Genomic DNA, 24,280 nt, shown 5'->3' with positions numbered 1-24,280 from the left:
CTTGCGGCCGCTGCGCTACCGTTCCACTTTTGCCTTAGGTCTTTCAATGACACCCGCCGCACGCGTTCAGGCCGCGATCGAACTGCTCGACCAGATCATCGAGGCTGCGCGTGCCAAGGGCGCGCCGGCCGACCGGCTGATCGCCGATTATTTCCGCGCCCGCCGCTATGCCGGGTCAAAAGACCGGCGGGCGGTGCGTGAACTGGTCTATTCCGCGATCCGGCTGTGCGGGCCGACCCCGAATAGCGGCCGCGCCGCGATGCTGGCGCTGGCAGCCAAGGACAAGGCGATTGCCCCGCTGTTCGACGGATCGCCACATGGCCCCGCAGCGATTGGCGAGGATGAAAAACCGGCGAAGACCGAAATCGCCCCTTCATGGCTTGCTTCAAGGATCACCGTTTCGGGATTGAAAGGCGCGGATGCATGGGCGCTGCTCGAACGCGCCCCGCTGGATATCCGGGTCAACGCGCTGAAGGCGGATCGTGGCTCCATCACGCTTCCCGAACCGGGCGAGCCGCTGGCCGCGCCGCAGGGCCTGCGCTTTCCCTCGGGCACTCAGGTCGAACAATGGGATGCCTTTCGCGAAGGCCTGATCGAAATACAGGATCACGGCAGCCAATGGGTCTGCGCCGCGTTGAACCCGCAGCCGGGTGAGGTGATTGTGGATCTGTGCGCCGGGGCAGGGGGCAAGACGCTGGCGTTGGCAGCGGCAACCGGTAATGCGGCCAGCCTGATCGCTTGCGACACCGACAAACGCCGCCTCGGCAATCTGGCACCGCGCGCCGCGCGCGCCGGGGCGCAAGTGGATCACACCGTCCTGCTCGATCCCGGTCGCGAGGCAGAAGCGCTTGCTCCGTGGCTGGGCAAGGCAGACCGCGTGCTGGTCGACGCGCCCTGTTCAGGCACAGGCACCTGGCGCCGCAATCCCGAAGGGCGCTGGCGGCTTGATCGCGGCGAATTGGAACGTCTCACCAAATTGCAGGATCACGTGCTCGACATCGGCGCATCGCTGGTGCGACCGGGCGGCGTGCTCGCTTTCATCACCTGTTCGGTGCTGGACGAAGAAGGCGCGGACAGGATCGCCGCCTTCCTTGACCGGCATCAGGGCTGGCAGGCGGAGGCCGTGGATATTCCCTTGGGCAGGCTGCGCGGAGCGGGCATGCGCCTCACGCCGCATCACGATGGCACGGACGGGTTTTTTGTCGCCATCCTGCGTTCGGCATGATAGCCTTGACCTCATGGCAAACGCCTATCCATCCCGGCTGTCTGCATCAAAGGAGCTTTTCATGCGTTTCGCGCCCGTAGCCGCTGCACTCTCGCTATTCCTTGCCACGACGGCAAGCGTGACGAGCGCGGGGGAACGAGAGGCCGAACCGCGCGCGGCGATGCTGATTGCGGAAGGGCGCGCCGCTCTTGAAGCAGGCGATGTGCAGGCCGCGATCGACTCGTTCGAAGCCGCACTGGCAGTCGATCCGGGTTACACGCCGATCTTCCTCGATCTGGCCGAGGCTGCGCGCCGCGACGGATTGCAGGGCAAGGCGATCCGTTACTATCGCGAGGCTCTTGCGCGCGATCCCGGCAATTTCGCCGCAATCTCGGGCGAGGGTGAGGCGCTGGTGGAAAAGGGCGCGATCGAAAAGGCGCAGCGCAACCTTTCCCGGCTTGAAAGCCTGTGCGGCGAAAGCTGCCCCGAAACCGTCGCGCTCAAGGCGACAATTGCGGCAGGCCCTCCGGCGCGGCTCGCGGTGGACACGGCAGAGGGCGGGCCAGCCAGCAATTAGGCCAGCAACTGATCATCAGATCAGCGGCGCGAATTCCTTGACCAGCGCGGTGTAGACATCCCGCTTGAACGGGATGATCAGCTCGGGCAGCTGTTCGGGCGCGATCCAGCGATATTCGTTGAATTCGGGCGGATCATGCGCCTCAAGGTTGATATCGGCATCGTTGCCGAGGAAGCGGCCGAGATACCAGAACTGTTCCTGTCCGCGATATTTGCCCTTCCACACCCGGCCCAGCAGATCGGGCGGCAGATCATACAGCATGGTGCGCGATGCAGGGGCGATCACCTCCACCAGATGCGCGCCGATCCCGGTTTCCTCTTCCAGCTCGCGCAGAGCCGCTTCCTGCGGGTCTTCGCCCTTGTCGATCCCGCCCTGCGGCATCTGCCAGAAACCATGTGCCGACGCGTCGATGCGCTGGCCGACAAATACCTTGCGCTCGTGGTTCACCAGCATGAAGCCAGCGCAGGGGCGATAGGGAAGCTCGCTCATTGGGCGGAGTTCCCGAGCATGAACTTCATCGCCGCGATCATGCGTTCCAGATCGCCCTGCGTGCTGGGTACAGCCTGCCGGATGTTGGTGAAGCTGTGGGTCACGCCCTGCATTTCGAGGAACACGCAATCGCGCCCGGCATCGGCCAGTGCCTTGGCATAATCGCGCCCCGAATCCCGGATCGGATCAAGGCTGGCGGTAACGAGCACCGTCGGCGGGGCCTTGCTGTGATCGCCCAGGATCGGAAAGGCGCGGTGATCGTCGCGCGGCGCGCCATAGGCCTGATCGAAGAACTCGACCGCGACCTTGCTGAGGATGAAGCCGTCGGCAAATTCCTCGAGGCTGGTTGATCCCATTGCATTGCTGGCAAGCGGGAAGATCGGCACCTGCAACACCACCGGGACATCGGCGGGATTGTCGGCCAGCAATTGCCCCACGGCCAGCGTCGCCGTGCCTCCGGCGCTATCGCCGATGGTGACGATGCCCGTGACTTCGCGCCCCAAACCTTCAGGCGACGAAGCGATCCAGCGCGTTGCCGCCTCGCAATCGTCGATCGCGGCGGGGAAGGGATGCTCTGGCGCGCGGCGGTAATCGACCGCGACCAGCGGCAGGTCCATCAGCGCGGCAATCTCGGTGCACAGATTGTGGTGCGTTTCGAGGTCGCCGATCACGAAGCCGCCGCCGTGGTAGAATGTGATGACCGGGCCGGGTTCGCGTGCCTCGCGTGCGTCATAGAGGCGCAGGCGGATGTCCCCATCCGGGCCGGGACAGGTGAGATCGCGCACCAGTGGCAGATCACGTGCCGGACGATCCGCCATGCCGTGCAGCGCAACATAGGAAGCGCGCGCTTCCTCCAGCGTCATCTCGGCGATCTTCGGCCCGCCGATCGCGGCAAGCGCATCGAGAAAGGCTTTCATGTCGGGGCGGATGTATGGGGTATCGGTCATCGCGGTTGTCTCTCTCCCGTGCTCTGCCGCATCGCTAGGCGAGTTGGCGGCGCATTTCCACTCGCTTTGGCAGGCCTTGCGGATTACTCCATGAAACGATGGGTATTTTGCGTCCCGCGCTGCTTGTGACTTCGCTCGTTCTGGGTAGCATCCACGCGCCTGCTTTTGCCGAGCAGGGGCAAGAGGCTGGAATGTCGGAAGAGACCAGCGCCGAACCGGTTTCAAGCTTCCTGCTGGTACGGCTCAGCGGAGATGCGAAGATGATCGGTTATCCGGCAGTCTGCCCCGGAACCAGTCCGGAAGAGGACCAATCGCAAATCCTCTGCATGGCAGAGATGTACGAAGCACCTGCTCGTGTCATCCGCCATTTGGGCGGGCCGCGGACGGACAGGGCAGTCACTATCCGGTTCACGGCGCATTCCTTTTACGCGGTATGGCGCAAGGATGTGCGGTTCTTGCTGTCGGTCGTCCCGTTTGAGGACAAGGGAAGCACCGGCCACTTTGCGTGGCAATGGGATTGGGAAAATGAGAACGGGGAGTTCTGCGAAGGCACCGATGCACTGAACGATTTCCCCGAAGCGATCGGCGATTTCTATCGCAGCGGCAGGGTGCGCAAGGCTTCGAGACGGGATACCGATTGGGAAACCGGATATGAAATCGCCTGTGTGCAGCCACGCTGAAAAGGGGCGAGAGAATTGGACAATCTGACACATAGCCTTGTCGGTGCGGTGCTGGGGCAGGCGGGGCTGAAGAAGAAGACCGGGCTCGCCATGCCTGCGCTTATCATCGGGGCGAACCTGCCAGATGTGGATGCGGCGTGTTTCTTCTGGCTGGAGGGGACCGAGCATCTGGGCTTTCGCCGCGGGATCACGCACGGCCCGCCCGCGATGGTGCTGTTGCCGCTGATCCTGGCGGGGCTGCTGTGGGCGTTTGACTGGTGGCAGACGAAGCGCGGCAAGAGGCCCGAAGGACGCCTGCCGGTGCACTTCGGGTGGCTTTATGCCCTCAGCTTCATCGGCTGTCTAAGCCACCCGGCGCTCGACTGGCTCAACGTCTATGGCGTGCGGTTTCTGGAGCCGTTCTCCTCGCAGTGGTTCTATGGCGACACACTGTTCATCATCGACGTGTGGTTGTGGGCGCTGTTGATCGCGAGCCTCTGGTGGTCGCTGCGGCGCGAGAAGAAGGCCGGGAATTGGACCAAGCCTGCGCGGATCGGGATTGCGGCAATGCTGGCGTATATCGGGGTGAATAGCCTCATCAGCTTCGCGTATTTGCCATCGGGGCCGAGGCATCCCGTAACGATTTCGAGCCCGGTTCCGCTGGCATTCTGGAATCGCGAAGTCGTCTACGGATCTAATGGCAGCTACTTGATCGACAATGTTCCGGTTGGCGAATGCGATCTCGCTCCAGCATTCGCGGCGCGGAGTAGGGACTCCCAACTCGATGCCTTCCTGTTCTGGTCGCGCGCGCCCTTTGCGGTGCGGGCTGATGATGGCTCTGTGATCCTCTACGACGCGCGGTTCTACGATCCGCGTGCGCGGGGGCGGTTCTCGGTCGCGCTGCCTGATGTGAAATGTGAGGAACTTGACAGCGACTGACGCGCTTTGCCCCACATGAGTGACATTCAAATCGTCTGGCTGCGGCGCGATCTGCGCATAGCCGACAATCCCGCCCTTTATCACGCGGCAAAGGCTGGTCCGGTAATCGCCGTGTTCGTGCTGGATGATGATCGCGCCAGCACCCACGCCTATGGCGGCGCGTCACGCTGGTGGCTGCATCATTCGCTTGAGAGCTTGGCTTCTAGCTTTGCCAGGCGCCATGCGAAAATCGTGCTGCGCCGGGGTGATGCGGTGGAAGAATTGCTGAAGATCGCGCAGGAAACCGGGGCGCAGGCGATCCACGCCAATCGCCATTACGAACCCTGGTGGCGCAATGCGGAAAAGGCGCTGGGCGAGAAAATCGAACTGAAACGCTACGACGATGCCAATTTCCTCACCGTGATGGGCTCGATCCAGACGGGGACGGGCGGGCAGTACAAGATCTACACCCCCTTCAGCCGCGCCGTGCGCGCGCAATTCCCCCCGCGCGACGAATTGCCCGAGCCCGAGACGCTGTCATCGCCCGATAGCTTCCCCGCCAGTGAGGCTCTGGAGGATTGGAACCTGCTCCCGAAAAGGCCCGACTGGGCCGGGGGGATGCGGGATTTCTGGCAGGTGGGGGAGGCCGCCGCGCACGAACGGCTCGATTGGTGGGAGACCCACGTCGACGACTATGACGACAAGCGCAATTTGCCGAGCGTGGACAAGACATCGCGCCTGTCGCCGCATCTGCATTTCGGCGAGATTTCACCCGTACAGATATGGCACCGCTTCAAGCACAAGCGTTCGGACGGCTGGCGGACATTCGAAAGCGAGCTGATCTGGCGCGATTATGCCCAGAACACCGTCGCGCAATTCCCGCTCTATGCCCGCAACAATTACCGCGAGGATTTCGACCAGATCGAATGGCGCGATCCCGAGACGGATGATCGCGCCGCGCGCGATCTCAAGGCGTGGCAGCAGGGGCGCACCGGATACCCCATCGTCGATGCCGGGATGCGGCAATTGTGGCAGACCGGGTGGATGCACAACCGGGTGCGGATGATCGCCGCCAGCTTCCTGACCAAGCACCTGCTGATCGACTGGCGCGTGGGCGAACAATGGTTCTGGGATACGCTGGTGGATGCTGATTACGCCAGCAATGCGACCAACTGGCAATGGATCGCCGGAACGGGCGTGGACAGCAACATGTTCGTGCGGATCATGGCCCCGCTGTCGCAGTCGGAGAAGTTCGACGCGGCGCGATGTATCCGCGAATATGTTCCGGAGCTTCGCGGTCTGGACGAACCCTATATCCACGATCCCGAGGAATTCGGCCGCCTGCCAAAGCCTTACCCGCCCAAGATCATCGGCCACAAACAGGCACGCGAGCGGGCGCTGGCTGCGTATAAGGCGATCAAGAGCGACTGATCGGGCCACGCGTCACCTTGCCGATGGGCGCATGTCGGGCCTATGGCATGGCGCATGACGTCGCAGGGGATCAGAGGCGGAGAATTGCTGAGCGCGGGTGCGCGGTTCGCGCCCGCTCCGGGCTTGCTTGCGCGGCTGATGGCCCCCGGCTTTGCCAAGATCCTGGCGCAGGTCGATGCGGGGCTGGAGCGTGGTTCGATCACAGCGCATCTGCCCGACGGCACCACGCGGGTGCTGGGCGGGCGCGCTGCGGGCTTTGATGTCGAAATCCGGCTGAAGGACTGGCGCGCGCTGCTGCGGCTTGCCACCGGCGGTTCGGTGGGCTGGTTTCAGGCCTATGAGGCAGGCGAGTGGGAGGCCGACAATCACGCGCACATGTTTGCGCTAATGTCTGACAACGTCCGTACTCTGAAGAACACCGCGCGCAGTTCGGGGTTGTTCCGGCTGATCGGCCTGTTCGCGCACCAGATGAACCGCAACGATCGCAGCGGATCGGTGCGCAACATCTCGGCGCATTACGATCTGGGCAATGATTTCTACAAGGAATGGCTCGATCCGAGCATGACCTATTCAAGCGCGCTTGAGGTGGGGGATGACGGGATTGAAGCCGCGCAGCAGCGCAAGCTTTCAGGCATTGTCGCACGACTGGGCGATGCGGAGACGGTGCTGGAGATCGGCTGCGGCTGGGGTGCTCTGGCTGACAGGATCGCCCGCACCGGTGCGCAAGTCACCGCGATCAGCCTGTCGGACGAGCAATTGCGCTGGGCGCGCGAACACGCATCTTCCAACATCGAATTCCGCAAGCAGGATTATCGCGAAACAACGGGGCAATACGACGCAATCGCCAGCGTCGAGATGGTCGAAGCGCTGGGACGCGAATACTGGCCGACCTTCATGGACTGTGTTGCGCGCAATCTGAAACCGGGCGGGCGTGCGGCGCTGCAATTCATTTCGATGGCCGATGACGTGTTCGAGGATTACGCCCGCGCCGCCGATTTCATTCAGGCCTATGTCTTCCCCGGAGGCTTGCTGATCAAGACGTCGGAATTTCGCGAGCTGGCGGCAGAACGCGGGCTTTCGTGGGCGGATCAGGTCGATTTCGGGCAGGATTATGCCGCCACCTTGCGGATATGGCGCGAACGGTTTGACACGGCGGTGGCTGAAGAGAGGCTGCCCGCCGGGTTTGACGATCGCTTCGTGCGGCTGTGGCGCTATTACCTATCCTATTGCGAAGGCGGCTTTCTGGCCGGGACAATCGATGTCCATCAGGTTACGCTGGCAAAGAATTGAGACAGGAGAGGGTCTGACATGAAATTGAAGTCACTGGCATCGGGTATCGCGCTGGCGTTGGCGCTGGGCGGCTGTGCGACGACCTATACCACGGCTGACGGAGCGAGCGGCGCGGATGCGACGCCGCTTGCCGCCGTGACGATGGTGACACCGCCGGAGCGCGATCCCTCGCAATTGCAGGTGTTGTTCTGGAGCGATGAACAGCGTTCGGCCCGGTTCCGCGAGATGGAAAACTGGTTTGCCGGGCACGAAGTCCCCGCTGCGCGCCAGCCACGCGCATTGCCACAGGGGGAGGCGCTGCCTGCTGCTCTGGCGCAGAAAATCCGCGCAACCATGCTGGAAACCAACGCCGCCGGGGTGATGGTGTACAAGAACGGCACCGTCCGGTTTGAAGATTACGCGCTTGGCTTCACGCCCGACCAACGCTGGACCAGCTTTTCGGTGGCCAAGAGCTTCACCTCCACCCTGCTCGGCGCGGCTATTCGCGACGGGTTCATCGCCAGCCTCGATGATCCGGTGACGCGCTATATCCCCGGCCTTGCCGGCTCCGCTTATGAAGGTGTGACGGTGCGCCAACTCGCCACCATGACAAGCGGCGTAGCCTGGAACGAGGATTACACCGATCCCAACAGCGACGTGGCGCAGATGAACCGCTTCGTCGTCGAATACGGCCCCGAAGCCATCGTCGCCCAGATGCGCGAATTGAAGCGCGAGGCGCCTGCCGGAGAGAAATGGGTCTACAAGACGGGTGAGACGAATTTGATCGGTCTGCTGGTCGAAAATGCCGTCGGCCTGTCACTGGCCGAATATGCGCAGGAAAAGATTGTCGAGCCTGCGGGCTTCGAGAACGGGCTGTTCTGGATGGTCGATCCGCGCGGCGGCAATATCGGCGGGTGCTGTCTGTCGCTGTCATTGGCCGATTACACCCGCATGGGCGTGTTCGCGCTTGAAGGGGGCGGGGATGCCGTGCCTGAAGGCTGGTTTGCCGAAGCGGGCGATTCGCTCGTCGATTTCGGCGATTCGGGATACGGGTACGGCTATCAGTGGTGGACCTATCCCGGCTCTTTCGGCGCGCAGGGGATCTTTGGCCAATCGATCACGATCGTGCCGAGCGAAGGACTGGTGCTGACCGTGGTGAGCAACTGGCCGACTGCGACCAGCAGCGAAAACCGAGCGAAATGGGGCGCGATCGCGGCCGGAATCGCGGCTTCCGATTGAATGGAAGGATGGCCGGGCGACCTTGCCCGGCCTTTCTCACGCCATCGGGCGATAGACGCCGGTGTTGCTGTAGCGTTGCAGGATGTTGTCGTGCACGATCGGGCTCAACAATTCCTCAAAGGCACAGCCGACAATGCAATTGTCCCACCACACGACCTGAGCCTGAAGCGATTCGAGCCCCGGCAGTGTCAGCCAGCAGATCTGGCCTTCGTGCATGCGGTTGATCGATGCGGCGGAAAAGCCGGAAATCGAAAGATCATGGACAACGCTCTGGAACGCACGACCGCCCGATGCCCGTAGCGTGGCGGGAATGGTAAGCCGGGTCCGCGGCGAGCAGCGATCTTCCTGCGCAGCGATACGGTAGCTGTTGTTGTCGGTCGGCATTGCCTCGCAACCTTTTCCAATATGCTCTTTTGGTCTCTGTGCCGGTCTGTGGTCGGACCCTTATTCCACCCGACAGGCTTAGAGATTGATTGCACAAAAAGGTTAACAGCAATGTAAGGGGAAATGGCCGAAGCACCGCATTGGTGCGGTGCCGCGCCGATCAGTCCACGCGTTCGCGGTGCCCGGTGGTGAAATCCTGTTTGAGCAGATCGATCAGGCGGGTCGCCACCGCTTCGGGCGGCTTCACCGTATCGGGCTTTTCTCCGGGATAGGCGCGGGCGCGCATTTCCGTGCGGGTGGCCCCCGGATCGACGATCGCGACGCGCAGCGGGCTCAGCTTTTCAACCTCTGCGGCGTAAGTCTGAAGCAGATTGTCGAACGCGGCCTTGGTCGAACCATAGGCTCCCCAGAACGAGCGCGGCGACGCGCCCACGCTGCTGGTGAGGCCGATGATGCGTCCCGCTTCGGCGCGGCGCAACAGCGGGTCGAACGCCGCAAGCAGCGCCTGAGTCGCGACCACATTGGTCATGATCGCCTGGTTGAACTGCTTGGGGTCGATTTGCGAAAGCGGTGTCAACTCCGGCAGGTAAGCTGCGGAAATCACCATGATATCGAGCGCATCCCACCGCCCGGCGATGGCCGATGCAAGACGCGTCACTGCGTCCGGTTCGGTGAGGTCGATCGGAGCAATGGTGGAGGTGCCGCCAGCGGCGTGAATTTGGTCCTCCACCGCTTCGAGCGCCTTGACCTTGCGCGCGACGAGGATGACGTGTGCGCCTGCTTCGGCAAGAGCAATGGCAGTCGCTGCGCCAATGCCACGGCTCGCGCCGGTAACCAGGGCCGTACGCCCTGCAAGCGGTTTGTTCTCGGTCATGGATCAGGCAGCCTTGGGGTCTACGAAAGGAAGTTCGTCGGACTTGCGATCGCTCAGCGAAAGGTCGGTCAGCGAAGTGGGGTAATCCCCGGTGAAGCACGCGTCGCAGAATTGCGGACACGCCTTGTCCCGCCCCTTGGAACCGACGGCGCGGTAAAGCCCGTCAATCGAGATGAAGGCGAGGCTGTCGGCCTTGATGAATTCGCGCATCGCCTCAAGCTCCATGCGCGCGGCCAGCAGCTTTGAGCGTTCGGGCGTATCGACGCCATAGAAGCACGAATGCGCTGTCGGCGGGCTGGCAACGCGGAAGTGCACTTCGCTCGCGCCAGCTTCGCGCATCATTTCCACGATCTTGAGACTGGTCGTGCCGCGCACGATCGAATCGTCGATCAGAACGATGCGCTTGCCTTCGACAAGGCCGCGATTGGCGTTGTGCTTGCGCTTCACGCCCGAATGGCGCGCTGCGTCCGAAGGCTGGATGAAGGTGCGCCCGACATAGTGCGAACGGATGATGCCGAGTTCGAACGGCACGCCCGAGCGCTGGGCATAGCCGATTGCGGCCGGAACGCCGCTGTCGGGTACGGGCACCACCAGATCGACATCGCAGGGCGATTCGATGGCCAGCTGCGTGCCGATGGCCTTGCGCGCTTCATAGACGCTTTGCCCGGCAAAGATGCTGTCGGGGCGGCTGAAATACACGTGTTCGAAAATGCACGGCCGCGCGGCAGGCTTGCCGAAGGGATGCGAGCTGGTGATGTTGCCTTCGAAATCGACTTGCAGGATTTCGCCCGGCTCGACTTCGCGGATGAATTCCGCGCCGACGACATCGAAGGCCACGGTTTCGCTGGCGAACACCACGGCATCGCCCATCTTGCCCATGACAAGCGGGCGGATGCCCAGAGGATCGCGGCATGCGATCATGCCTTCGGGCGTCATCACGATCAGCGCATAGGCGCCTTCGACAAAGCGCAGCGCGTCGATCAGCCGGTCGGCAATGGTGGGGTAGCGCGAGGTTGCGACGAGGTGGATGATGACTTCGGTGTCGGAAGTCGACTGGAAGATCGAACCGCGCCCGACCAGATCCTTGCGCAGCGCCATGGCGTTGGAAATATTGCCGTTGTGGGCGATGGCAAAGCCGCCGCTGGCCAGTTCGGCATAGAGCGGCTGCACATTGCGCAAGCCGGCCCCGCCGGTGGTGGAATAGCGGACATGGCCCGCCGCCATCGTGCCGGGCAGTTCGGCAATCGCTTCGGCAGAGGAGAAATTCTCGGCCACATGGCCAAGACCGCGCCGCGAAATGAAATCCTTGCCGTCGAAACTGGTTATACCGACTGCTTCCTGTCCGCGATGCTGGAGCGCATGCAGTCCCAAAGCCGTGGCTGCTGCTGCCCGTTCGGCCTTGATCGCGCCGAAAATGCCGCATTCCTCACGCAGCTTGTCCCCGTCCTCGTCGATGAAAGGATGCGTGATATTGCCTGCCGGTGAAATAAATCCGTCGTGTGCCATCGCCGTAATATGCCCGCTGCGCTGCCCCCGCCGTGGGCGCTCCATGGCGGTGTTACCGTTCAATTACAAGCTTTGTTCGCCGTCGGCTCCCCGCCTTTTTTGATGACCGGACCGTGACAGAGGACGGCGCTTGCCGCGCGGATTACTCACAGGCGCCGGGCACTTGTCCATTGTGCGGGACGGAGCAGCACCTTACAGGCTCGGTTCACATTTCCGCAGCCAGACAACCGGGCATCCATGCTTTCTCCTTTCGAACGAATGATCGCCAAGCGGTATCTGTGGCCGGGCAAGGGCGAGGCCTTCATCGCGCTTGTCGCGGGGATATCGGTGGGCGTTGTCATGCTCTCGGTCGCCATGCTGGTGCTGGTGATGAGCGTGATGGGCGGCTTCCGCTCCGAAATGCTTGAGAAGTTCAGCGGATTGAACGGCCATGCGGTGATTCAGGCCTATGGTGGCGAGCTCGACGGGTGGGAAAGCGTGCTCGAGCAAGTGCGCGCGACCGAAGGCGTTGTCAGCGCATCCCCGCTGATCGAACAGCCGCTGCTCGCCAGCTACAACGGCCGGGCCAATGCGATCTTCGTGCGCGGGCATACGCAGGAAGATATCGATGCGCTCGCTGACAAGGTGCTGATCGGCGACATGCGCACACTGCAGCCGGATGCCGGGAAAGTAGCCATCGGATCGCGGCTCGCAGCCAATATGGGCGCACGGGTCGGCGACACGATCACGATCATCAACCCACAAGGGCGCACCACGCCGTTCGGCACGACGATCCGGCAGGTCGGTTATGAAGTCGGCGCCATCTTCGAGATCGGGCTGTACGATTTCGACGAAACCTTCGTGATCATGCCGATGACCGATGCGCAGACGCTGTTGCTGCTGGGCGATGCGGTGGGGCTGATCGAAGTGACCGTGACCGATCCCGACAAGGTGGGGCAGATACTCGGCCCCGTGGAGCAGACGCTGACGGGCAGGGCGGTGATCGCCGATTGGAAGACAATCAATTCCTCGCTGTTCGAAGCGCTAGAGGTGGAGCGCGTCGCGATGTTCTTCGTGCTCAGCTTCATGGTGCTGGTCGCCTGTTTCAACATTCTGTCGAGCCTCGTGATGATGGTGCGCGCAAAGACGCGCGACATCGCGATCATGCGGACGATGGGCGCGACGCGGCGCAGCCTGCTCAAGATATTCGTGACCACGGGTACGACTGTCGGCGCGCTGGGGACGGTCGCCGGGCTGATCCTCGGTTTCGTGCTGCTGTATTTCCGCAACGGCATTGTCGATGGGATCGCGGCGATCACGGGGGTTCCGATCTGGGATCCGCAGGTGCGGTTCCTCACCAGCCTGCCGGTGCTGGTCGATCCGTGGGAAATCATCGGGATCACCGCGCTGGCGATCGGCATGAGCTTCCTTGCAACGCTGTATCCGGCGTTCAAGGCGTCCAACACCGATCCGGTTCAGGTGCTGCGCTATGAGTGAACCCGCAATGAGTGATCCCATTGTCTCCCTGCGCGACCTGCGGCGCACGTTCGAACAGGGCGGGCAGCGGATCGAGGTGTTGCGCGGCGTCAATCTCGACATCATGCCGGGAGAGATCGTCGCGCTGCTCGGCCCGTCGGGCTCGGGCAAATCGACCATGCTGCAGGCGGTCGGCCTGCTCGAAGGCGGGTTCGAAGGCTCGATTGCGATTGCCGGAGAACGCGCCGAAAAGCTCGCTTCGGACGAACGCACCCGCATCCGGCGCGAACATCTTGGTTTCGTGTACCAGTTCCACCACTTGCTGCCGGATTTCAACGCGACCGAGAATGTGGTGATGCCGCAAATGGTCGCAGGGGTGGACAGGGCAGAGGCGACGGTGCGGGCGGAGCAATTGCTGACCGATCTGGGCCTCGGCCACCGCCTCACCCACCGGCCAAACCAGCTTTCGGGCGGGGAACAACAACGCGTCGCGGTCGCCCGCGCGCTCGCCAATCAACCGACGCTGGTGCTGGCAGACGAGCCGACCGGAAATCTTGACGAGACGACTTCGGATACCGTGCTCGGCCAGTTTCTCGAACTGGTGCGCGGCGAAGGCAGCGCGGCACTGATCGCGACGCATAACGAGCGGCTGGCTTCACGCATGGACCGGATCGTTCGCCTGCATGACGGCGTGCTCGATTGATTTGAGGCTTGCCACGTCAGGCGGTTCTCCTCATTTTCGCAGGCACGCATTCAGGGGATAGAAAATGACCACCATTGCCGATTTCACCGTCACCACCAATCGCGGCGAGACGCTCGACCTCGCGACCAAGCAGGGCAAGGTTCTGCTGATCGTCAACACCGCGTCCAAATGCGGTTTCACCCCGCAATATGACGGGCTGGAAGAGCTGTATCAGCAGTTCAAGGACAAGGATTTCGAGGTGCTGGGATTCCCCTGCAACCAGTTCGGTGCGCAGGAGCCGGGCAGCGCCGATGAAATCGCCGAATTCTGCAAGGTCAATTTCGGCGTCACGTTCCCGCTGATGGCGAAAATTGACGTCAACGGCCCTGATGCCTCGCCGCTTTACGACTGGATGAAGAAGGAAAAGAAGGGCCTGATGGGTTCTACTTCGATCAAGTGGAACTTCACCAAGTTCCTGATCGACCGCGAAGGCAATGTCGTGAAGCGGTACGGCCCGCAGGACACGCCCAAGTCGATTGCTCGGGACATCGAAAAGCTGCTCTGATCCGATCGCTGCCTGTGGAGAATTAGCCGCCTCTGGCGCTTCCGAATCTGCGGGAAATTCCTAGACTGGGGGGATGCCGTTCGCACCCTTCGTCCCCTTGCGCGTCTTGTCGTCCTATTCGATGCTCGAAGGGGCTATCGATCCCAAGGCGATTGCCAAGCTGGCGAAGGAGCGCGGCTTTCCCGCCATCGCGATTTGCGACCGCAACGGGCTGTATGGCGCGGTCATGTTCGCAGGCGCGTGCAAGGATGAAGGCGTGCAGCCGATCATCGGCACGCTGCTGGGTGTGGCGCGCCCCAATGCCGACGGAACATCGGACGGGCGGCAGGTCGACTACCTGCCTTTGTTCGCCCAGGACGAGGCCGGCTACGACAATCTGTGCCATCTCGTTTCCAAGGCGCATCTTGACCGTCCGCTTGAGCTGGAGCCGCATGTCGAGCTTGATGCGCTGGAAGGCCACACCGATGGCCTGATCGCGCTTTCGGGCGCGGGCGAGGGCGCGCTCACCCGATTGCTGGCGGAATCGCAGACCCCGGCAGCAGAGGCGCTGGCGGACCGTTTGCAGGCGCTGTTCCCATCGCGGTTCTACATCGAACTTGCGCGGCACGGTGATCCCGTCTGCACCGCAGCCGAAGCGGCGCTGATCGACATGGCCTATGCCCGCGATCTGCCGCTGGTCGCGACCAACCCTTCGAATTTTGCCGAACCGCACATGCACAAGGCGCATGACGCTATGCTGTGCATCGCCAATTCGACCTATATCGACAATGATGATCGGCCCCGCACCAATCGCGACGCTTTCGTGAAATCCGCGCCGATGATGCAGGAAATCTTTGCCGACCTGCCCGAAGCGACTGCCAACACGCTGGTTGTCGCGCAGCGCTGCGCATTTGCGCCGCCCTATCGCGCCCCGATCCTGCCCAGCCTTGCAGGCGATCTCGAAGGCGAGGCTAGGATGCTGGCCGAACAATCGCGCGCCGGGCTGGAGGCGCGGCTCGAACCCTATGGCGAAATGCCGGAGGAGGAGCGCAAGGCCTATTTCGAACGGCTCGAATACGAAATCGGCATCATCGTGAAGATGGGTTTCCCCGGCTACTTCCTGATCGTTGCCGACTTCATCCAATGGGCGAAGGAACAGGGAATTCCCGTGGGGCCAGGTCGCGGATCGGGTGCTGGCTCCATCGTGGCATGGGCGCTGACGATCACCGATCTCGATCCGATCCGGCTGGGGCTGCTGTTCGAACGTTTCCTCAACCCCGAACGCGTTTCGATGCCTGACTTCGATATCGACTTCTGCGAAACGCGGCGTGGTGAAGTGATCCGCTATGTCCAGCGCAAATACGGGGCCGATCACGTCGCCCAGATCATCACTTTCGGCAAGATGAAGGCGCGCGCGGTGCTGCGTGATTGCGGGCGTATCCTGCAGATGAGCTACGGCCAGGTGGACCGGCTGTGCAAGATGGTGCCCAACCACCCGACTGATCCGTGGACCCTGCCGCGCGCTTTGAACGGGGCGGCTGATTTCAAGAAGGAATACGACAACGACAACGAGGTGAAACGCCTCGTTGATCTTGCCCTCCAGCTTGAAGGGCTACCGCGCAATTCCTCCACTCATGCGGCGGGCGTGGTGATCGGCGACCGGCCCTTGTCGCAATTGGTGCCGCTGTACCGCGATCCGCGATCAGACATGCCGGTTACGCAATACGACATGAAGAATGTCGAAAGCTCCGGCCTCGTCAAATTCGACTTTCTGGGGCTCAAGACCCTGTCGGTATTGCGCAAGGCTGTCGACCTTCTGGCGCTGCGCGGGATCACAATCGACCTTGGCGAGCTGCCGCTCGATGACAAGGCTGTATACGATCTCATGCAGGACGGTAACACGGTTGGCGTGTTCCAGCTGGAATCCGACGGGATGCGGCGCACGCTGAAGGCGGTGAAGCCGTCCAATTTCGGCGACATCATCGCGCTCGTCTCGCTCTATCGCCCCGGCCCGATGGACAACATTCCGCTGTTCGGCCAGCGCAAAGCGGGCGAAGTGCCGATCGAATATCCGCATCCCAAGCTCGAAGGCATTCTCGCCGAAACCTACGGCATCTTCGTTTATCAGGAACAGGTGATGCAGGCCGCGCAGATCCTTGCCGATTACTCGCTCGGCGATGCAGACCTGCTGCGCCGCGCCATGGGCAAGAAGAACCAGGCCGAGATGGACAAGCAGCGCGCGCGCTTCATCGAAGGCTGCGCCGAGGTTTCGGACATCGAGCCGAAGAAAGCGAACGAGCTTTTCGACTTGATCGACAAGTTCGCCGGCTACGGCTTCAACAAATCGCACGCGGCGGCCTATGCGCTGCTCGCCTATCAGACCGGCTGGCTGAAGGCGCATTATCCCGAAGAATTCTACGCCGCCTCGATGTGTTTCGACCTGCACCAGTCGGACAAGCTGGGTGCCTTCGTCGATGATGCACGGCGCTATCCGGGCGGGGGGGTCACCGTACTGCCGCCCTGCGTCAACGCGTCCGAAGCGCGCTTCAGCGTCGAGCAGACCGATGATGGATATGCGGTGCGCTATGCCCTTGCCGGTATCCGCAACGTGGGTGAAAAGGCGATGGAAGCGCTGGTGGCGGAACGCCTCGCCAACGGGCCGTTCGAAAGCCTGAAAGACCTGTGCGAACGTCTGCCGCAGGGTGCGATGAACCGCCGCCAGCTCGAAGGGCTGGCGTGCGCGGGTGCGCTTGACGCACTTGAGCCCAACCGCGCGGCGGTGTTCGCCAATGCCGATCTGCTGCTGGCCGTGGCCGATGCCGCGATCCGTGAACGATCGAGCGGGCAAGGCGGTTTGTTCGGCGGCGATCATGCCCCGCAGGAGGATTTGCGCCTGCAACCCACCGATCCGTGGTCGCGCCCCGAACAGATGGCAAAGGAACGCGAGAACTTCGGGTTCTATTTCTCCGCCCATCCGGTGCAGCAATATCGCGAGATCGCCTCGGCACAGGGGGCGCGGACTTATCAGAGCTTGATGGAAGCAGGCGCACCTCCGGGTGGCCGTGGGCAGGCGGTGATCGCGGCAATGGTCGAAGGCGCGAGCAAGGGCCGGACAAAGCGCGGCGCCGAATTCATCCGTGCCGATTTCTCCGACTCGTCAGGCCAGTTCTCGTCCGCCTGTTTCGAGGAATCGCTCGTCACGAAATTCCCCGAATGGGCGCAGAGCGGCGAATGCGTGCTGCTCAATGTCGAGCTGGATTCGCCCAATCCGGGCGAGCCGCCGCGCCTGACGATCCGCAACGCGCGCCCGCTCTCTTCGGTGAGCGGATCGGTCGCGATGCTGCTGAAAGCCGATGTGCTGTCGATCGACGCGCTGGCGGAACTGAAGCTCGAGCTTGAGCACGACCCGAAGGTTCAGGGCGAGGTGCTGATCCGGCTTGTGCTGGGCGATGACGAGTATGCGCATATGCGCCTCGGCAGCGACTTCGTGCTCAATGGCGATCTGGCAGAGCGGCTTTCCGGAGTGCCGGGGATAGAGAACGTCGCGCTCGAACCGCAGCGCGGGCGGGCAAACCTCAGGCTGGTGGCCTGAAGTCCGCAATTCACCCGCACTAGGCAATTGCCAAGGGCGCCCGCTCCCGCCATTGTTTCCCCCGCAATTCGGCCCGAACACGGGCACATATTCGGGAGAAACCACCACAATGCTCACACAGAACCTTGGCGCGATGCAGGACTGGACCATGCGGATCACCCATGTGATCGATCATGCCGCGCGCGAAGCCGGAGCGCGCGAGATCGTGACGCGCTGGGCCGATGGCAGCGAAACCCGCACCGATTGGGCCGGCATTCGCCGCGACGCCCTGAAAATGGCGCAGGCGCTGGTCGCGCTGGGGATCAAGCCGGGAGAGCGCGTGGCAAGCCTTGCGATGAACCACTCGCGTCACCTCGTCAGCTGGTACGGTGTCGCGGGGATGGGCGGAGTGCTGCACACGGTGAACCCGCGCCTGTTCGACGATCAGCTCGAATACATCGTCAATCACGCCGAAGACCGCGTGCTGTTCTACGACGCCGCGTTCCAGCCCATCGTCGACCGGATGCGCGATCGCTGGACCACGGTAGAGCATTACATCTGCTACGACAGTGGCGAAAACTCCCCCGCTTTCGAAGACTGGATCGGCGCGCAGGACGGGAATTACGAATGGTATGCAGGCGACGAGCGCGATCCCTGCATGATCTGTTACACCAGCGGCACCACGGGCAATCCCAAGGGTGTGCAATACGAACACCGCTCAACGGTCATGCACGCAATCGCCGGGCTGCAACCGGCCGCTTTCAACTTCTCCAGTTCATCAGTGATGCTGCCGGTGGTGCCCATGTTCCATGCGGCCAGCTGGGGCCTGCCCTATGCGGGTGCGATGGCGGGGATCAAGTTCGTCTTCTCCGCCGTCAATGATCCTGCTGTGCTGCACGATCTGATGATCCGCGAAGGCGTGACCGATTCCGCGGGCGTGCCGACCGTGTGGCTCGCGCATTTCCAGTATTGCGACAAGGAAGGACTCGACCTGCCGCCGCTCAAGGCCGCGACCATCGGCGGCAGCGCCGCGCCCAAGTTCATGATCCGCCGCCTGCTTGAAAACGGCACCCGCGTCCAGCACGCCTGGGGCATGACCGAGACTTCGCCCATCGGCACCGTCGGCGGACCGACCTGGGATTGGGACACGCTCAGCCTTGATGAGAAGGTCGAGAAATGCGCGATGCAGGGCCGCCCGGTGTTCGGCGTGGAACTGCGCACGGTGGACCTCGACGATATGGCGACCGAGCTGCCGCGTGATGGCGTGACTTCGGGGGCGCTGCAAATCCGGGGGCCGTGGATCATCCGCCGCTATTTCAAGGCCGATCAGGATGCGACCAACAACGAAGGCTGGTTCGACACCGGCGATGTCGGCATCCTCCATCCTGACGGCACGCTGCAACTGACCGACCGGACCAAGGACGTGATCAAGTCGGGCGGCGAATGGATCAGCTCGGTCGAGCTGGAAAACGCCGCTGTCGGCCACCCTGCCGTGGCAGAGGCCGCTTGCGTCGGCATGTTCCACCCCAAGTGGGATGAACGTCCGGTGCTGTTCGTGGTGAAGAAGGAAGGCGCGGATTGCTCGGCCGACGACATTATCGAACATCTCAAGCCGCTGGTCGCCAAGTGGTGGCTGCCCGATGCGGTGGAGTTCGTCGACGACATCCCGCACACTGCAACCGGCAAGATTTCGAAGAAAGACCTGCGTGAACGCTTCGCCGACTACAAGCTGGAGGCGTAACCACTAACGTCATCCCAGCGAAAGCTGGGATCTAAGGCCAGCTTGCGCCGCGCTTGCCGCTCTAGACCCCAGCTTTCGCTGGGGTGACAAAAAAGGAATTGCATGACCTATTTCATTGACCCAAGCCCTGAGAACTTCAAGGCGTTCAAGGACCTGCCACGGGACGAGCCGATCCATATGCTCAACCTGCTGCGGTACCGCGATCTTGCCGAATATCCGCAAGGCCATGAGCACCACGGCAATGGCTGGACCGGGCGGCGCGCCTATCAGGAATACGGCGCCACCAGCGGCCCGATCTTCGCCCGCGTCGGTGGCAAGATTGTCTGGCGCGGTGCGTTCCAGACCATGGTGACGGGGCCGGGCGACAAGGACTGGCACGACGGCTTCGTCGCACAATATCCGAACTCGGCGGCGTTCTTCGAGATGATCAAGGACCCGGATTACCAACTGGCCGTGGTGAACCGTACGGCGGCTCTGGTGGATAGCCGCCTGATGCGGTTTTCGCCGGGGGATGTTGGCGGCGGGTTTGGGTGATGTTTCCTCCCCGTGCCGGGGAGGCTATAAGAGTCGCATCTGCCCGCCAACTTCCGGCGGTGTGAAGCGCGAGCAATCCAGCTCGAACTGCGCCTTGCTCCGATCAATCCCCGCCTTCCTGCACGCCACGCGGAACCGCGTTCGGATGAGGTCTGCCCACACCCCTTGGGGCTTCATCCGGGTGAAGAAGCCGGGGTCATTGTCCCGTCCGCCGCGCATCTCGCGAACGATGTTCATCACCTTGCCTGCCCGCTCGGGGTAATGGACGTCCAGCCATTCGCGGAACAGCGGGGCGACCTCGTGCGGCAGGCGCAGCGGGATCCACCCGACGCTCTGCACGCCTAGAGTCGCGGCGCGTTCGATGATGCTTTCCATGAATTCGTCGGTGATCGCCGGAATGATCGGCGAGATAGAGCAATGCACCGGCACTCCCAGTTCCGCCAGCCGCCCCAGCGCCGCAAGCCGTTTGATCGGAGCGGCGCAGCGCGGCTCGAGCTTGGCCGAAAGCACCGGATCGAGGCTCGTCACAGAAATCGCCACCGCAGACAGCTTTTCACGCGCCATTTCCGCGAGCAGATCGGCATCGGCCAGCACCCGGTCTGACTTGGTCGTGATCGTCACCGGATGGCGCGCCTCAAGACACACTTCCAGCACATCACGGGTGATGCGGTATCGCCGCTCTATCGGCTGATACGGATCGGTGTTGGTGCCCAGTGCAATAGGTGCAGGCTTGTACCCGCGCTTATTCAGCGTCTGCCGCAGCAATTCCCCGGCATTGGGCTTCGCAAACAACCGCGTTTCGAAATCCAGTCCGGGCGACAAATCGTACCAGGCGTGGGTAGGGCGGGCATAGCAATAGACGCAGCCATGCTCGCACCCGCGATAGGCGTTGATCGACCGATCAAACGGAATATCGGGCGACTGGTTGAAGCTGAGGATCGTCTTGGGGTGTTCTTCGGTGACGGTGGTGCGCAGCTTTACCGGCGGCCCGTCGAGAGCGGCGACATGATCGCGCCAGTCGCCGTCCAACTCGCGCCGCGGCATGCCGAAACGGGTCGAGAGCTGGCCCGAGGCCGCTCCGCGTCCGCGTTCGAAATCGGGATGTTCCGTGGTGCCCATAAGAAGAACATAATAGGAACATGATGCGGTGAAAAGCGCTATTTCTCTTTGAGGCGCGGCATCAGCTCGACGAAATTGCACGGGCGATTTCGGCTGTCGAGTTGCTCGGCAAGGATGCCGTCCCACCCGTCCTTTACTGCGCCGTTCGATCCCGGCAGGGCGAAGATATAGGTGCCGCGTGCGACCACCGCGCAGGCGCGGGATTGCACAGTGCTGGTGCCGATTGTCTGGAAACTGATCCAGCGGAACAATTCGCCAAATCCGGGAATTTCGCGCGCGCCCTCGATCCGTGAAAGCGCCTCGGGCGTCACATCGCGGCCCGTGAGCCCGGTGCCGCCGGTGGAGACGATCGCGTCAATCTGCGGATCGTCGATCCAGGCATCAAACTGGCTCGCCAGCAGTGCGGCATCATCCTTCACGATCAGGCGCGCGGCGAGGTTGTGACCAGCGTCGGTTACTCGCTGGGCAAGGATGTCTCCGGAAGTGTCGTTTTCGGCCGTGCGCGTGTCGGAAACGGTCAGCACGGCAATGTTGATCGGGGTGAAGACCTTCGCCTCGTCAATCGCCATGCCGGGTTCCTTTCGCTATTGGCTGATGCTTGCCGTCCGGGGCCTAGCGGCCTGCGGGAATTCTGGCCAGCGGCCTTGTGCCAATGCGCGGCGACTGGGCGAGGCAACCCCGGCGGCTCGTTCATACATCCAGTAATTGCGCATCACGATGGAGACGTAGCCGCGCGTTTCCCAATAGGGGATCGATTCCATCCAGAGCAGCGGATCGCCCTGATCGTTGACCTCGTAATTCCAGCGATCAACCGGGGTGAGTCCGGCGTTATAGGCGGCCATGATCTTGGGCAGCAGCCCTTGCGTCGCCCCGCTGTCGCGCAGCATTTCAAGGTGCTGCTGGCCATAGGCGAGGTTGACGGAGGGATCGTTGAGATCGGCGTAGCTCGCGCCAAGGTTCAACCGGCGATTGTGATCGCTGGCCGTGCCGGGCATGATCTGCATCAGGCCGCGCGCATTGGCGGGGCTGACGGCGCTGGTGCGGAAGTTTGATTCCTGCAACGCATGGGCAAAGGCGAGGCTGGGATCGACCCGCCAGCCGGTTGCCGGTTGCCAGTGCGCGACCGGGAAACGCAAGGCGGGGTCAACGCGCATCCCGTAAGGCACATATTGCGCCATAAAGAGTTGGGTCGATGGCAGGCCCAGTTCGCGGGCAAGCCTCGCCATCGCCGGGTAATCCTGAGCCCGGCCGATGCGCGCTTCGTGGCGCAGCACTTCGTCGGCGAGCGCGGGGCGGCCGATCTCGATCAGCGCGGCGGCCACGCGGACATTGCGGCGATCCTGAAGCGAGCGCCAGTCTTCGGCGGAAAACCTCGGCGCCGGGGCATCGGCGGGGACTTCGATGCCCAGCTGGTCGATCGCCAGCATGCCGTAAAGCGTTTCGTCATAGCGGGCTGCGGCGGACAGGTGTTGTCCGGCGGCTTCGGGCTCGCGGCAACGCACAAGCGAACGGTGCGCCCAGTAATGCGCCGCTGCGGCGAGTTCGACATTGGTTGCCTGCTGCGCGGCGCGGGCAAAGGCTTCGCCAGCGAGCGAGCAATAGCCGAGCCGCCATGCGGCCAGCCCCGCGACCCATTCGCCTTCGGCCACCCATGCGCCCGAGCCCTGCGACACGGTTTCCGCGAGCGCGAGTGCGTTCTGGTCGTCATTCTCGATGTAAAAGCTCCAGGCAACGCGCTGACGCCATTCGGCTCGCGCTTCGGAGCTCATCATCGGTTCGGCTTGCTGCAGGAACGCATAGGCGCCCGACGGATCATCGTTGCGGATCGCCTCGAGGATCGCTGCGCGGGTTTCGGCGGAGATCGTGCCGTCATCCACCGAGCGCGGGCGGATGCGCTTGCTCGGTTCGGGCTGGCGGCTGAAGCTTTGCGTTGCCGGGAATGCAGGCAGTTGCTCCACCCCGCGCCCCGAACCCAATCGGCCCAGTTGCGGCGCATGAGGCAGATCAACCCCGGCGTTGAGCCACTGGGCAATTTGCTCGCCGCTGATCCGCGGGCTGTTGGCATGGGTGAAATATTCGGCTTGCGCTACCTGATGCAGCAATCCGCCTTCGGCCCGCTTGAGCAGTGCCTCGACCACGTCCCATTGCTCGCGATCAATCGCGGCGAAGATGTCGCGGTAAAGCTGTTTTTCATTCTGGCTGAGCACGGCAGGAACAGAGGTGCTCTGGCTCTCCGCGCTATCATATTGCGCGACCATGCTCGATTGCGCGGAAGCGGCAGGGGCAATGGCGATTCCGGATACAAGTGCAATTCCGGCCAGCAGGGAGCGCATGCAGGGGGTACTCTTTACTCGACCGACCATTCGATCCATCTCCGCCAGAACCGGGCTTTGAGCCGGGGCATGGCCAGAACACTGTCCAGCCCCTCGCTCACCATCACTGGCACTGATGCGGATGTCTGGTTGATTTCACGTAAAGATGGAGCGTCTTTCGGCAATTCGTGTCCGATTAGCGGCAGGATGTTGCCGCCGAAGGCAAGAAGCCGTTTTGGAGCCGCCAAGGCGATGTGATGCGCGGTGACGGCATCCATGCCGCGCGCCGCCAGCGAAGCGGTATCCGCCATCGGCGTGTGGCGCGGCAGGGCGGAAGCGATGCAGGTCTGTTCCTCGTCCAGCCCCATCGCCTTGAGCATGCGCGACAGCAGCCGGCCTTGCGGCCCCGAAAGCAGGCGATCGCGGTCGCCTTCCTCCGGATCGATCACCAGCACCATCAATTCGGCATTGGCGGGGCCGCGCGATGCGATGCGGCCACGCGGGCCGATTGCATCCAGCCCCGGTGCCTCCATCCACCATTCCCGAAATTCGGCGAGCGTCTGCGGCGGCGTTTCACCCAGCAGATCGACACGTTCGACAGGATTTTTTTCCGGCAGCGATTCGGGTGTCCGGGTGGCCTGCACGCGCGGTTCCGGTGCCTGCGGCGCCGTGGCGGCGAGGGCCAGCGCATCCGCCGGATTCGCACTATTCAGCCAATCCGTAGCGTCATCGGCGAATTCCAGATCGACACCGGCCATCCGCCACCATTCGAAAGCGGCATGCAATTCAGCGGCAAGAGGCGATGTGGCTGCGGTCATCCTATCC

22 protein-coding genes are annotated in these 24,280 nt (G+C 62.8%); 13 read left to right on the top strand and 9 right to left on the bottom strand.

The window, feature by feature from the left end; translation table 11 throughout:
• Positions 1-46 precede the first annotated feature (46 nt).
• Positions 47-1,225, top strand: coding sequence for an RsmB/NOP family class I SAM-dependent RNA methyltransferase (locus AABA34_RS11345; RefSeq protein ID WP_338302722.1), 1,179 nt, complete (start codon positions 47-49; stop codon positions 1,223-1,225).
• 61 nt (positions 1,226-1,286) lie between these two features.
• On the top strand, positions 1,287-1,781 hold the full coding sequence (locus tag AABA34_RS11340) for a tetratricopeptide repeat protein (protein ID WP_338302721.1): 495 nt from the start codon (positions 1,287-1,289) through the stop codon (positions 1,779-1,781).
• Positions 1,782-1,796: 15 nt separating this feature from the next.
• On the opposite strand, the gene AABA34_RS11335 is transcribed toward AABA34_RS11340, so the two are convergent.
• Positions 1,797-2,270: an RNA pyrophosphohydrolase gene (locus AABA34_RS11335; protein WP_034954248.1), complete on the bottom strand. Its 474-nt coding sequence runs from the start codon at positions 2,268-2,270 to the stop codon at positions 1,797-1,799.
• Positions 2,267-3,217, bottom strand: coding sequence for an alpha/beta hydrolase (locus tag AABA34_RS11330; protein ID WP_338302720.1), 951 nt, complete (start codon positions 3,215-3,217; stop codon positions 2,267-2,269). The genes AABA34_RS11335 and AABA34_RS11330 overlap by 4 nt, the downstream gene beginning before the upstream one ends.
• Positions 3,218-3,315: 98 nt before the next feature.
• On the opposite strand from AABA34_RS11330, the gene AABA34_RS11325 reads away from it, so the two are divergent.
• From AABA34_RS11325 to AABA34_RS11305, 5 genes are read left to right on the top strand one after another with little or no spacing between them, the layout of a single operon-like run.
• Positions 3,316-3,897, top strand: a complete 582-nt coding sequence (locus AABA34_RS11325) for a hypothetical protein (RefSeq protein ID WP_034954243.1) — start codon at positions 3,316-3,318, stop codon at positions 3,895-3,897.
• Positions 3,898-3,912: 15 nt separating this feature from the next.
• Positions 3,913-4,815, top strand: coding sequence for a metal-dependent hydrolase (locus AABA34_RS11320; RefSeq protein ID WP_338302719.1), 903 nt, complete (start codon positions 3,913-3,915; stop codon positions 4,813-4,815).
• Positions 4,816-4,830: 15 nt separating this feature from the next.
• On the top strand, positions 4,831-6,225 hold the full coding sequence (locus tag AABA34_RS11315; protein WP_338302718.1) for a cryptochrome/photolyase family protein: 1,395 nt from the start codon (positions 4,831-4,833) through the stop codon (positions 6,223-6,225).
• 54 nt (positions 6,226-6,279) lie between these two features.
• Complete coding sequence (locus AABA34_RS11310) at positions 6,280-7,515, top strand: cyclopropane-fatty-acyl-phospholipid synthase family protein (protein WP_338302717.1); 1,236 nt, start codon at positions 6,280-6,282, stop codon at positions 7,513-7,515.
• A gap of 18 nt (positions 7,516-7,533) precedes the next feature.
• On the top strand, positions 7,534-8,733 hold the full coding sequence (locus AABA34_RS11305) for a serine hydrolase domain-containing protein (RefSeq protein WP_338302716.1): 1,200 nt from the start codon (positions 7,534-7,536) through the stop codon (positions 8,731-8,733).
• Between the two features lie 36 nt (positions 8,734-8,769).
• Here AABA34_RS11305 and AABA34_RS11300 read toward each other — a convergent pair whose 3' ends face one another.
• From AABA34_RS11300 to purF, 3 genes are all read right to left on the bottom strand, one after another.
• Positions 8,770-9,117 (bottom strand): PilZ domain-containing protein, encoded by a 348-nt coding sequence (locus AABA34_RS11300; RefSeq protein WP_252257949.1) that lies wholly within the window; start codon positions 9,115-9,117, stop codon positions 8,770-8,772.
• A gap of 160 nt (positions 9,118-9,277) precedes the next feature.
• A complete protein-coding gene (locus AABA34_RS11295; protein WP_338302715.1) occupies positions 9,278-9,991 on the bottom strand; it encodes an SDR family NAD(P)-dependent oxidoreductase in 714 nt (237 codons plus the stop codon).
• A gap of 3 nt (positions 9,992-9,994) precedes the next feature.
• The gene (purF, locus tag AABA34_RS11290) at positions 9,995-11,497 is read right to left on the bottom strand and encodes an amidophosphoribosyltransferase (RefSeq protein WP_338304733.1); all 1,503 of its coding nucleotides are present in this window, start codon (positions 11,495-11,497) and stop codon (positions 9,995-9,997) included.
• A gap of 237 nt (positions 11,498-11,734) precedes the next feature.
• Here purF and AABA34_RS11285 point away from each other — a divergent pair, with 237 nt between their 5' ends.
• From AABA34_RS11285 to AABA34_RS11260, 6 genes are all read left to right on the top strand, one after another.
• Complete coding sequence (locus AABA34_RS11285; protein ID WP_338302714.1) at positions 11,735-12,973, top strand: lipoprotein-releasing ABC transporter permease subunit; 1,239 nt, start codon at positions 11,735-11,737, stop codon at positions 12,971-12,973.
• A gap of 7 nt (positions 12,974-12,980) precedes the next feature.
• On the top strand, positions 12,981-13,655 hold the full coding sequence (locus tag AABA34_RS11280; RefSeq protein ID WP_338302713.1) for an ABC transporter ATP-binding protein: 675 nt from the start codon (positions 12,981-12,983) through the stop codon (positions 13,653-13,655).
• A 64-nt stretch (positions 13,656-13,719) separates the two neighbouring features.
• Complete coding sequence (locus AABA34_RS11275) at positions 13,720-14,199, top strand: glutathione peroxidase (RefSeq protein ID WP_252257946.1); 480 nt, start codon at positions 13,720-13,722, stop codon at positions 14,197-14,199.
• 73 nt (positions 14,200-14,272) lie between these two features.
• A complete protein-coding gene (gene dnaE, locus AABA34_RS11270) occupies positions 14,273-17,770 on the top strand; it encodes a DNA polymerase III subunit alpha (protein WP_338302712.1) in 3,498 nt (1,165 codons plus the stop codon).
• Positions 17,771-17,879: 109 nt separating this feature from the next.
• Positions 17,880-19,490 carry a long-chain fatty acid--CoA ligase gene (locus tag AABA34_RS11265; RefSeq protein WP_338302711.1) on the top strand — a complete coding sequence of 537 codons (1,611 nt, stop codon included), beginning with the start codon at positions 17,880-17,882 and terminating at the stop codon, positions 19,488-19,490.
• Between the two features lie 102 nt (positions 19,491-19,592).
• Positions 19,593-20,024, top strand: a complete 432-nt coding sequence (locus tag AABA34_RS11260) for a DUF1330 domain-containing protein (RefSeq protein ID WP_338302710.1) — start codon at positions 19,593-19,595, stop codon at positions 20,022-20,024.
• Positions 20,025-20,048: 24 nt separating this feature from the next.
• Here the strand turns inward: AABA34_RS11260 and AABA34_RS11255 are convergent, their stop codons facing one another.
• From AABA34_RS11255 to AABA34_RS11240, 4 genes are read right to left on the bottom strand one after another with little or no spacing between them, the layout of a single operon-like run.
• Positions 20,049-21,143, bottom strand: coding sequence for a PA0069 family radical SAM protein (locus AABA34_RS11255; RefSeq protein WP_338302709.1), 1,095 nt, complete (start codon positions 21,141-21,143; stop codon positions 20,049-20,051).
• A gap of 38 nt (positions 21,144-21,181) precedes the next feature.
• The gene (moaB, locus tag AABA34_RS11250) at positions 21,182-21,712 is read right to left on the bottom strand and encodes a molybdenum cofactor biosynthesis protein B (protein WP_338302708.1); all 531 of its coding nucleotides are present in this window, start codon (positions 21,710-21,712) and stop codon (positions 21,182-21,184) included.
• Between the two features lie 15 nt (positions 21,713-21,727).
• Positions 21,728-23,476, bottom strand: coding sequence for a lytic transglycosylase domain-containing protein (locus AABA34_RS11245; protein WP_338302707.1), 1,749 nt, complete (start codon positions 23,474-23,476; stop codon positions 21,728-21,730).
• 14 nt (positions 23,477-23,490) lie between these two features.
• Positions 23,491-24,273 (bottom strand): hypothetical protein, encoded by a 783-nt coding sequence (locus AABA34_RS11240; RefSeq protein ID WP_338302706.1) that lies wholly within the window; start codon positions 24,271-24,273, stop codon positions 23,491-23,493.
• Between the last annotated feature and the right edge of the window lie 7 nt (positions 24,274-24,280).

This window comes from Erythrobacter sp. Dej080120_24 (assembly GCF_036322605.1).
Taxonomy (GTDB): Bacteria; Pseudomonadota; Alphaproteobacteria; order Sphingomonadales; family Sphingomonadaceae; genus Erythrobacter; species Erythrobacter aurantius.
The sequence above is the reverse complement of the archived record's forward strand: the minus strand, read 5'-3'. Positions and strand labels throughout refer to the sequence as shown.

Coding starts and splice junctions, on each gene's coding strand:
- AABA34_RS11310 (WP_338302717.1), top strand. CDS start 6,280: ATGACGTCGCAGGGGATCAGAGGCGGAGAATTGCTGAGCGCGGGTGCG.
- AABA34_RS11280 (WP_338302713.1), top strand. CDS start 12,981: ATGAGTGATCCCATTGTCTCCCTGCGCGACCTGCGGCGCACGTTCGAA.
- moaB (WP_338302708.1), bottom strand. CDS start 21,712: ATGGCGATTGACGAGGCGAAGGTCTTCACCCCGATCAACATTGCCGTG.
- AABA34_RS11295 (WP_338302715.1), bottom strand. CDS start 9,991: ATGACCGAGAACAAACCGCTTGCAGGGCGTACGGCCCTGGTTACCGGC.
- AABA34_RS11335 (WP_034954248.1), bottom strand. CDS start 2,270: ATGAGCGAGCTTCCCTATCGCCCCTGCGCTGGCTTCATGCTGGTGAAC.
- AABA34_RS11340 (WP_338302721.1), top strand. CDS start 1,287: ATGCGTTTCGCGCCCGTAGCCGCTGCACTCTCGCTATTCCTTGCCACG.
- AABA34_RS11285 (WP_338302714.1), top strand. CDS start 11,735: ATGCTTTCTCCTTTCGAACGAATGATCGCCAAGCGGTATCTGTGGCCG.
- AABA34_RS11345 (WP_338302722.1), top strand. CDS start 47: ATGACACCCGCCGCACGCGTTCAGGCCGCGATCGAACTGCTCGACCAG.
- AABA34_RS11305 (WP_338302716.1), top strand. CDS start 7,534: ATGAAATTGAAGTCACTGGCATCGGGTATCGCGCTGGCGTTGGCGCTG.
- AABA34_RS11330 (WP_338302720.1), bottom strand. CDS start 3,217: ATGACCGATACCCCATACATCCGCCCCGACATGAAAGCCTTTCTCGAT.
- AABA34_RS11265 (WP_338302711.1), top strand. CDS start 17,880: ATGCTCACACAGAACCTTGGCGCGATGCAGGACTGGACCATGCGGATC.
- purF (WP_338304733.1), bottom strand. CDS start 11,497: ATGGCACACGACGGATTTATTTCACCGGCAGGCAATATCACGCATCCT.
- AABA34_RS11255 (WP_338302709.1), bottom strand. CDS start 21,143: ATGGGCACCACGGAACATCCCGATTTCGAACGCGGACGCGGAGCGGCC.
- AABA34_RS11315 (WP_338302718.1), top strand. CDS start 4,831: ATGAGTGACATTCAAATCGTCTGGCTGCGGCGCGATCTGCGCATAGCC.
- AABA34_RS11325 (WP_034954243.1), top strand. CDS start 3,316: ATGGGTATTTTGCGTCCCGCGCTGCTTGTGACTTCGCTCGTTCTGGGT.
- AABA34_RS11240 (WP_338302706.1), bottom strand. CDS start 24,273: ATGACCGCAGCCACATCGCCTCTTGCCGCTGAATTGCATGCCGCTTTC.
- AABA34_RS11260 (WP_338302710.1), top strand. CDS start 19,593: ATGACCTATTTCATTGACCCAAGCCCTGAGAACTTCAAGGCGTTCAAG.
- dnaE (WP_338302712.1), top strand. CDS start 14,273: ATGCCGTTCGCACCCTTCGTCCCCTTGCGCGTCTTGTCGTCCTATTCG.
- AABA34_RS11245 (WP_338302707.1), bottom strand. CDS start 23,476: ATGCGCTCCCTGCTGGCCGGAATTGCACTTGTATCCGGAATCGCCATT.
- AABA34_RS11300 (WP_252257949.1), bottom strand. CDS start 9,117: ATGCCGACCGACAACAACAGCTACCGTATCGCTGCGCAGGAAGATCGC.
- AABA34_RS11275 (WP_252257946.1), top strand. CDS start 13,720: ATGACCACCATTGCCGATTTCACCGTCACCACCAATCGCGGCGAGACG.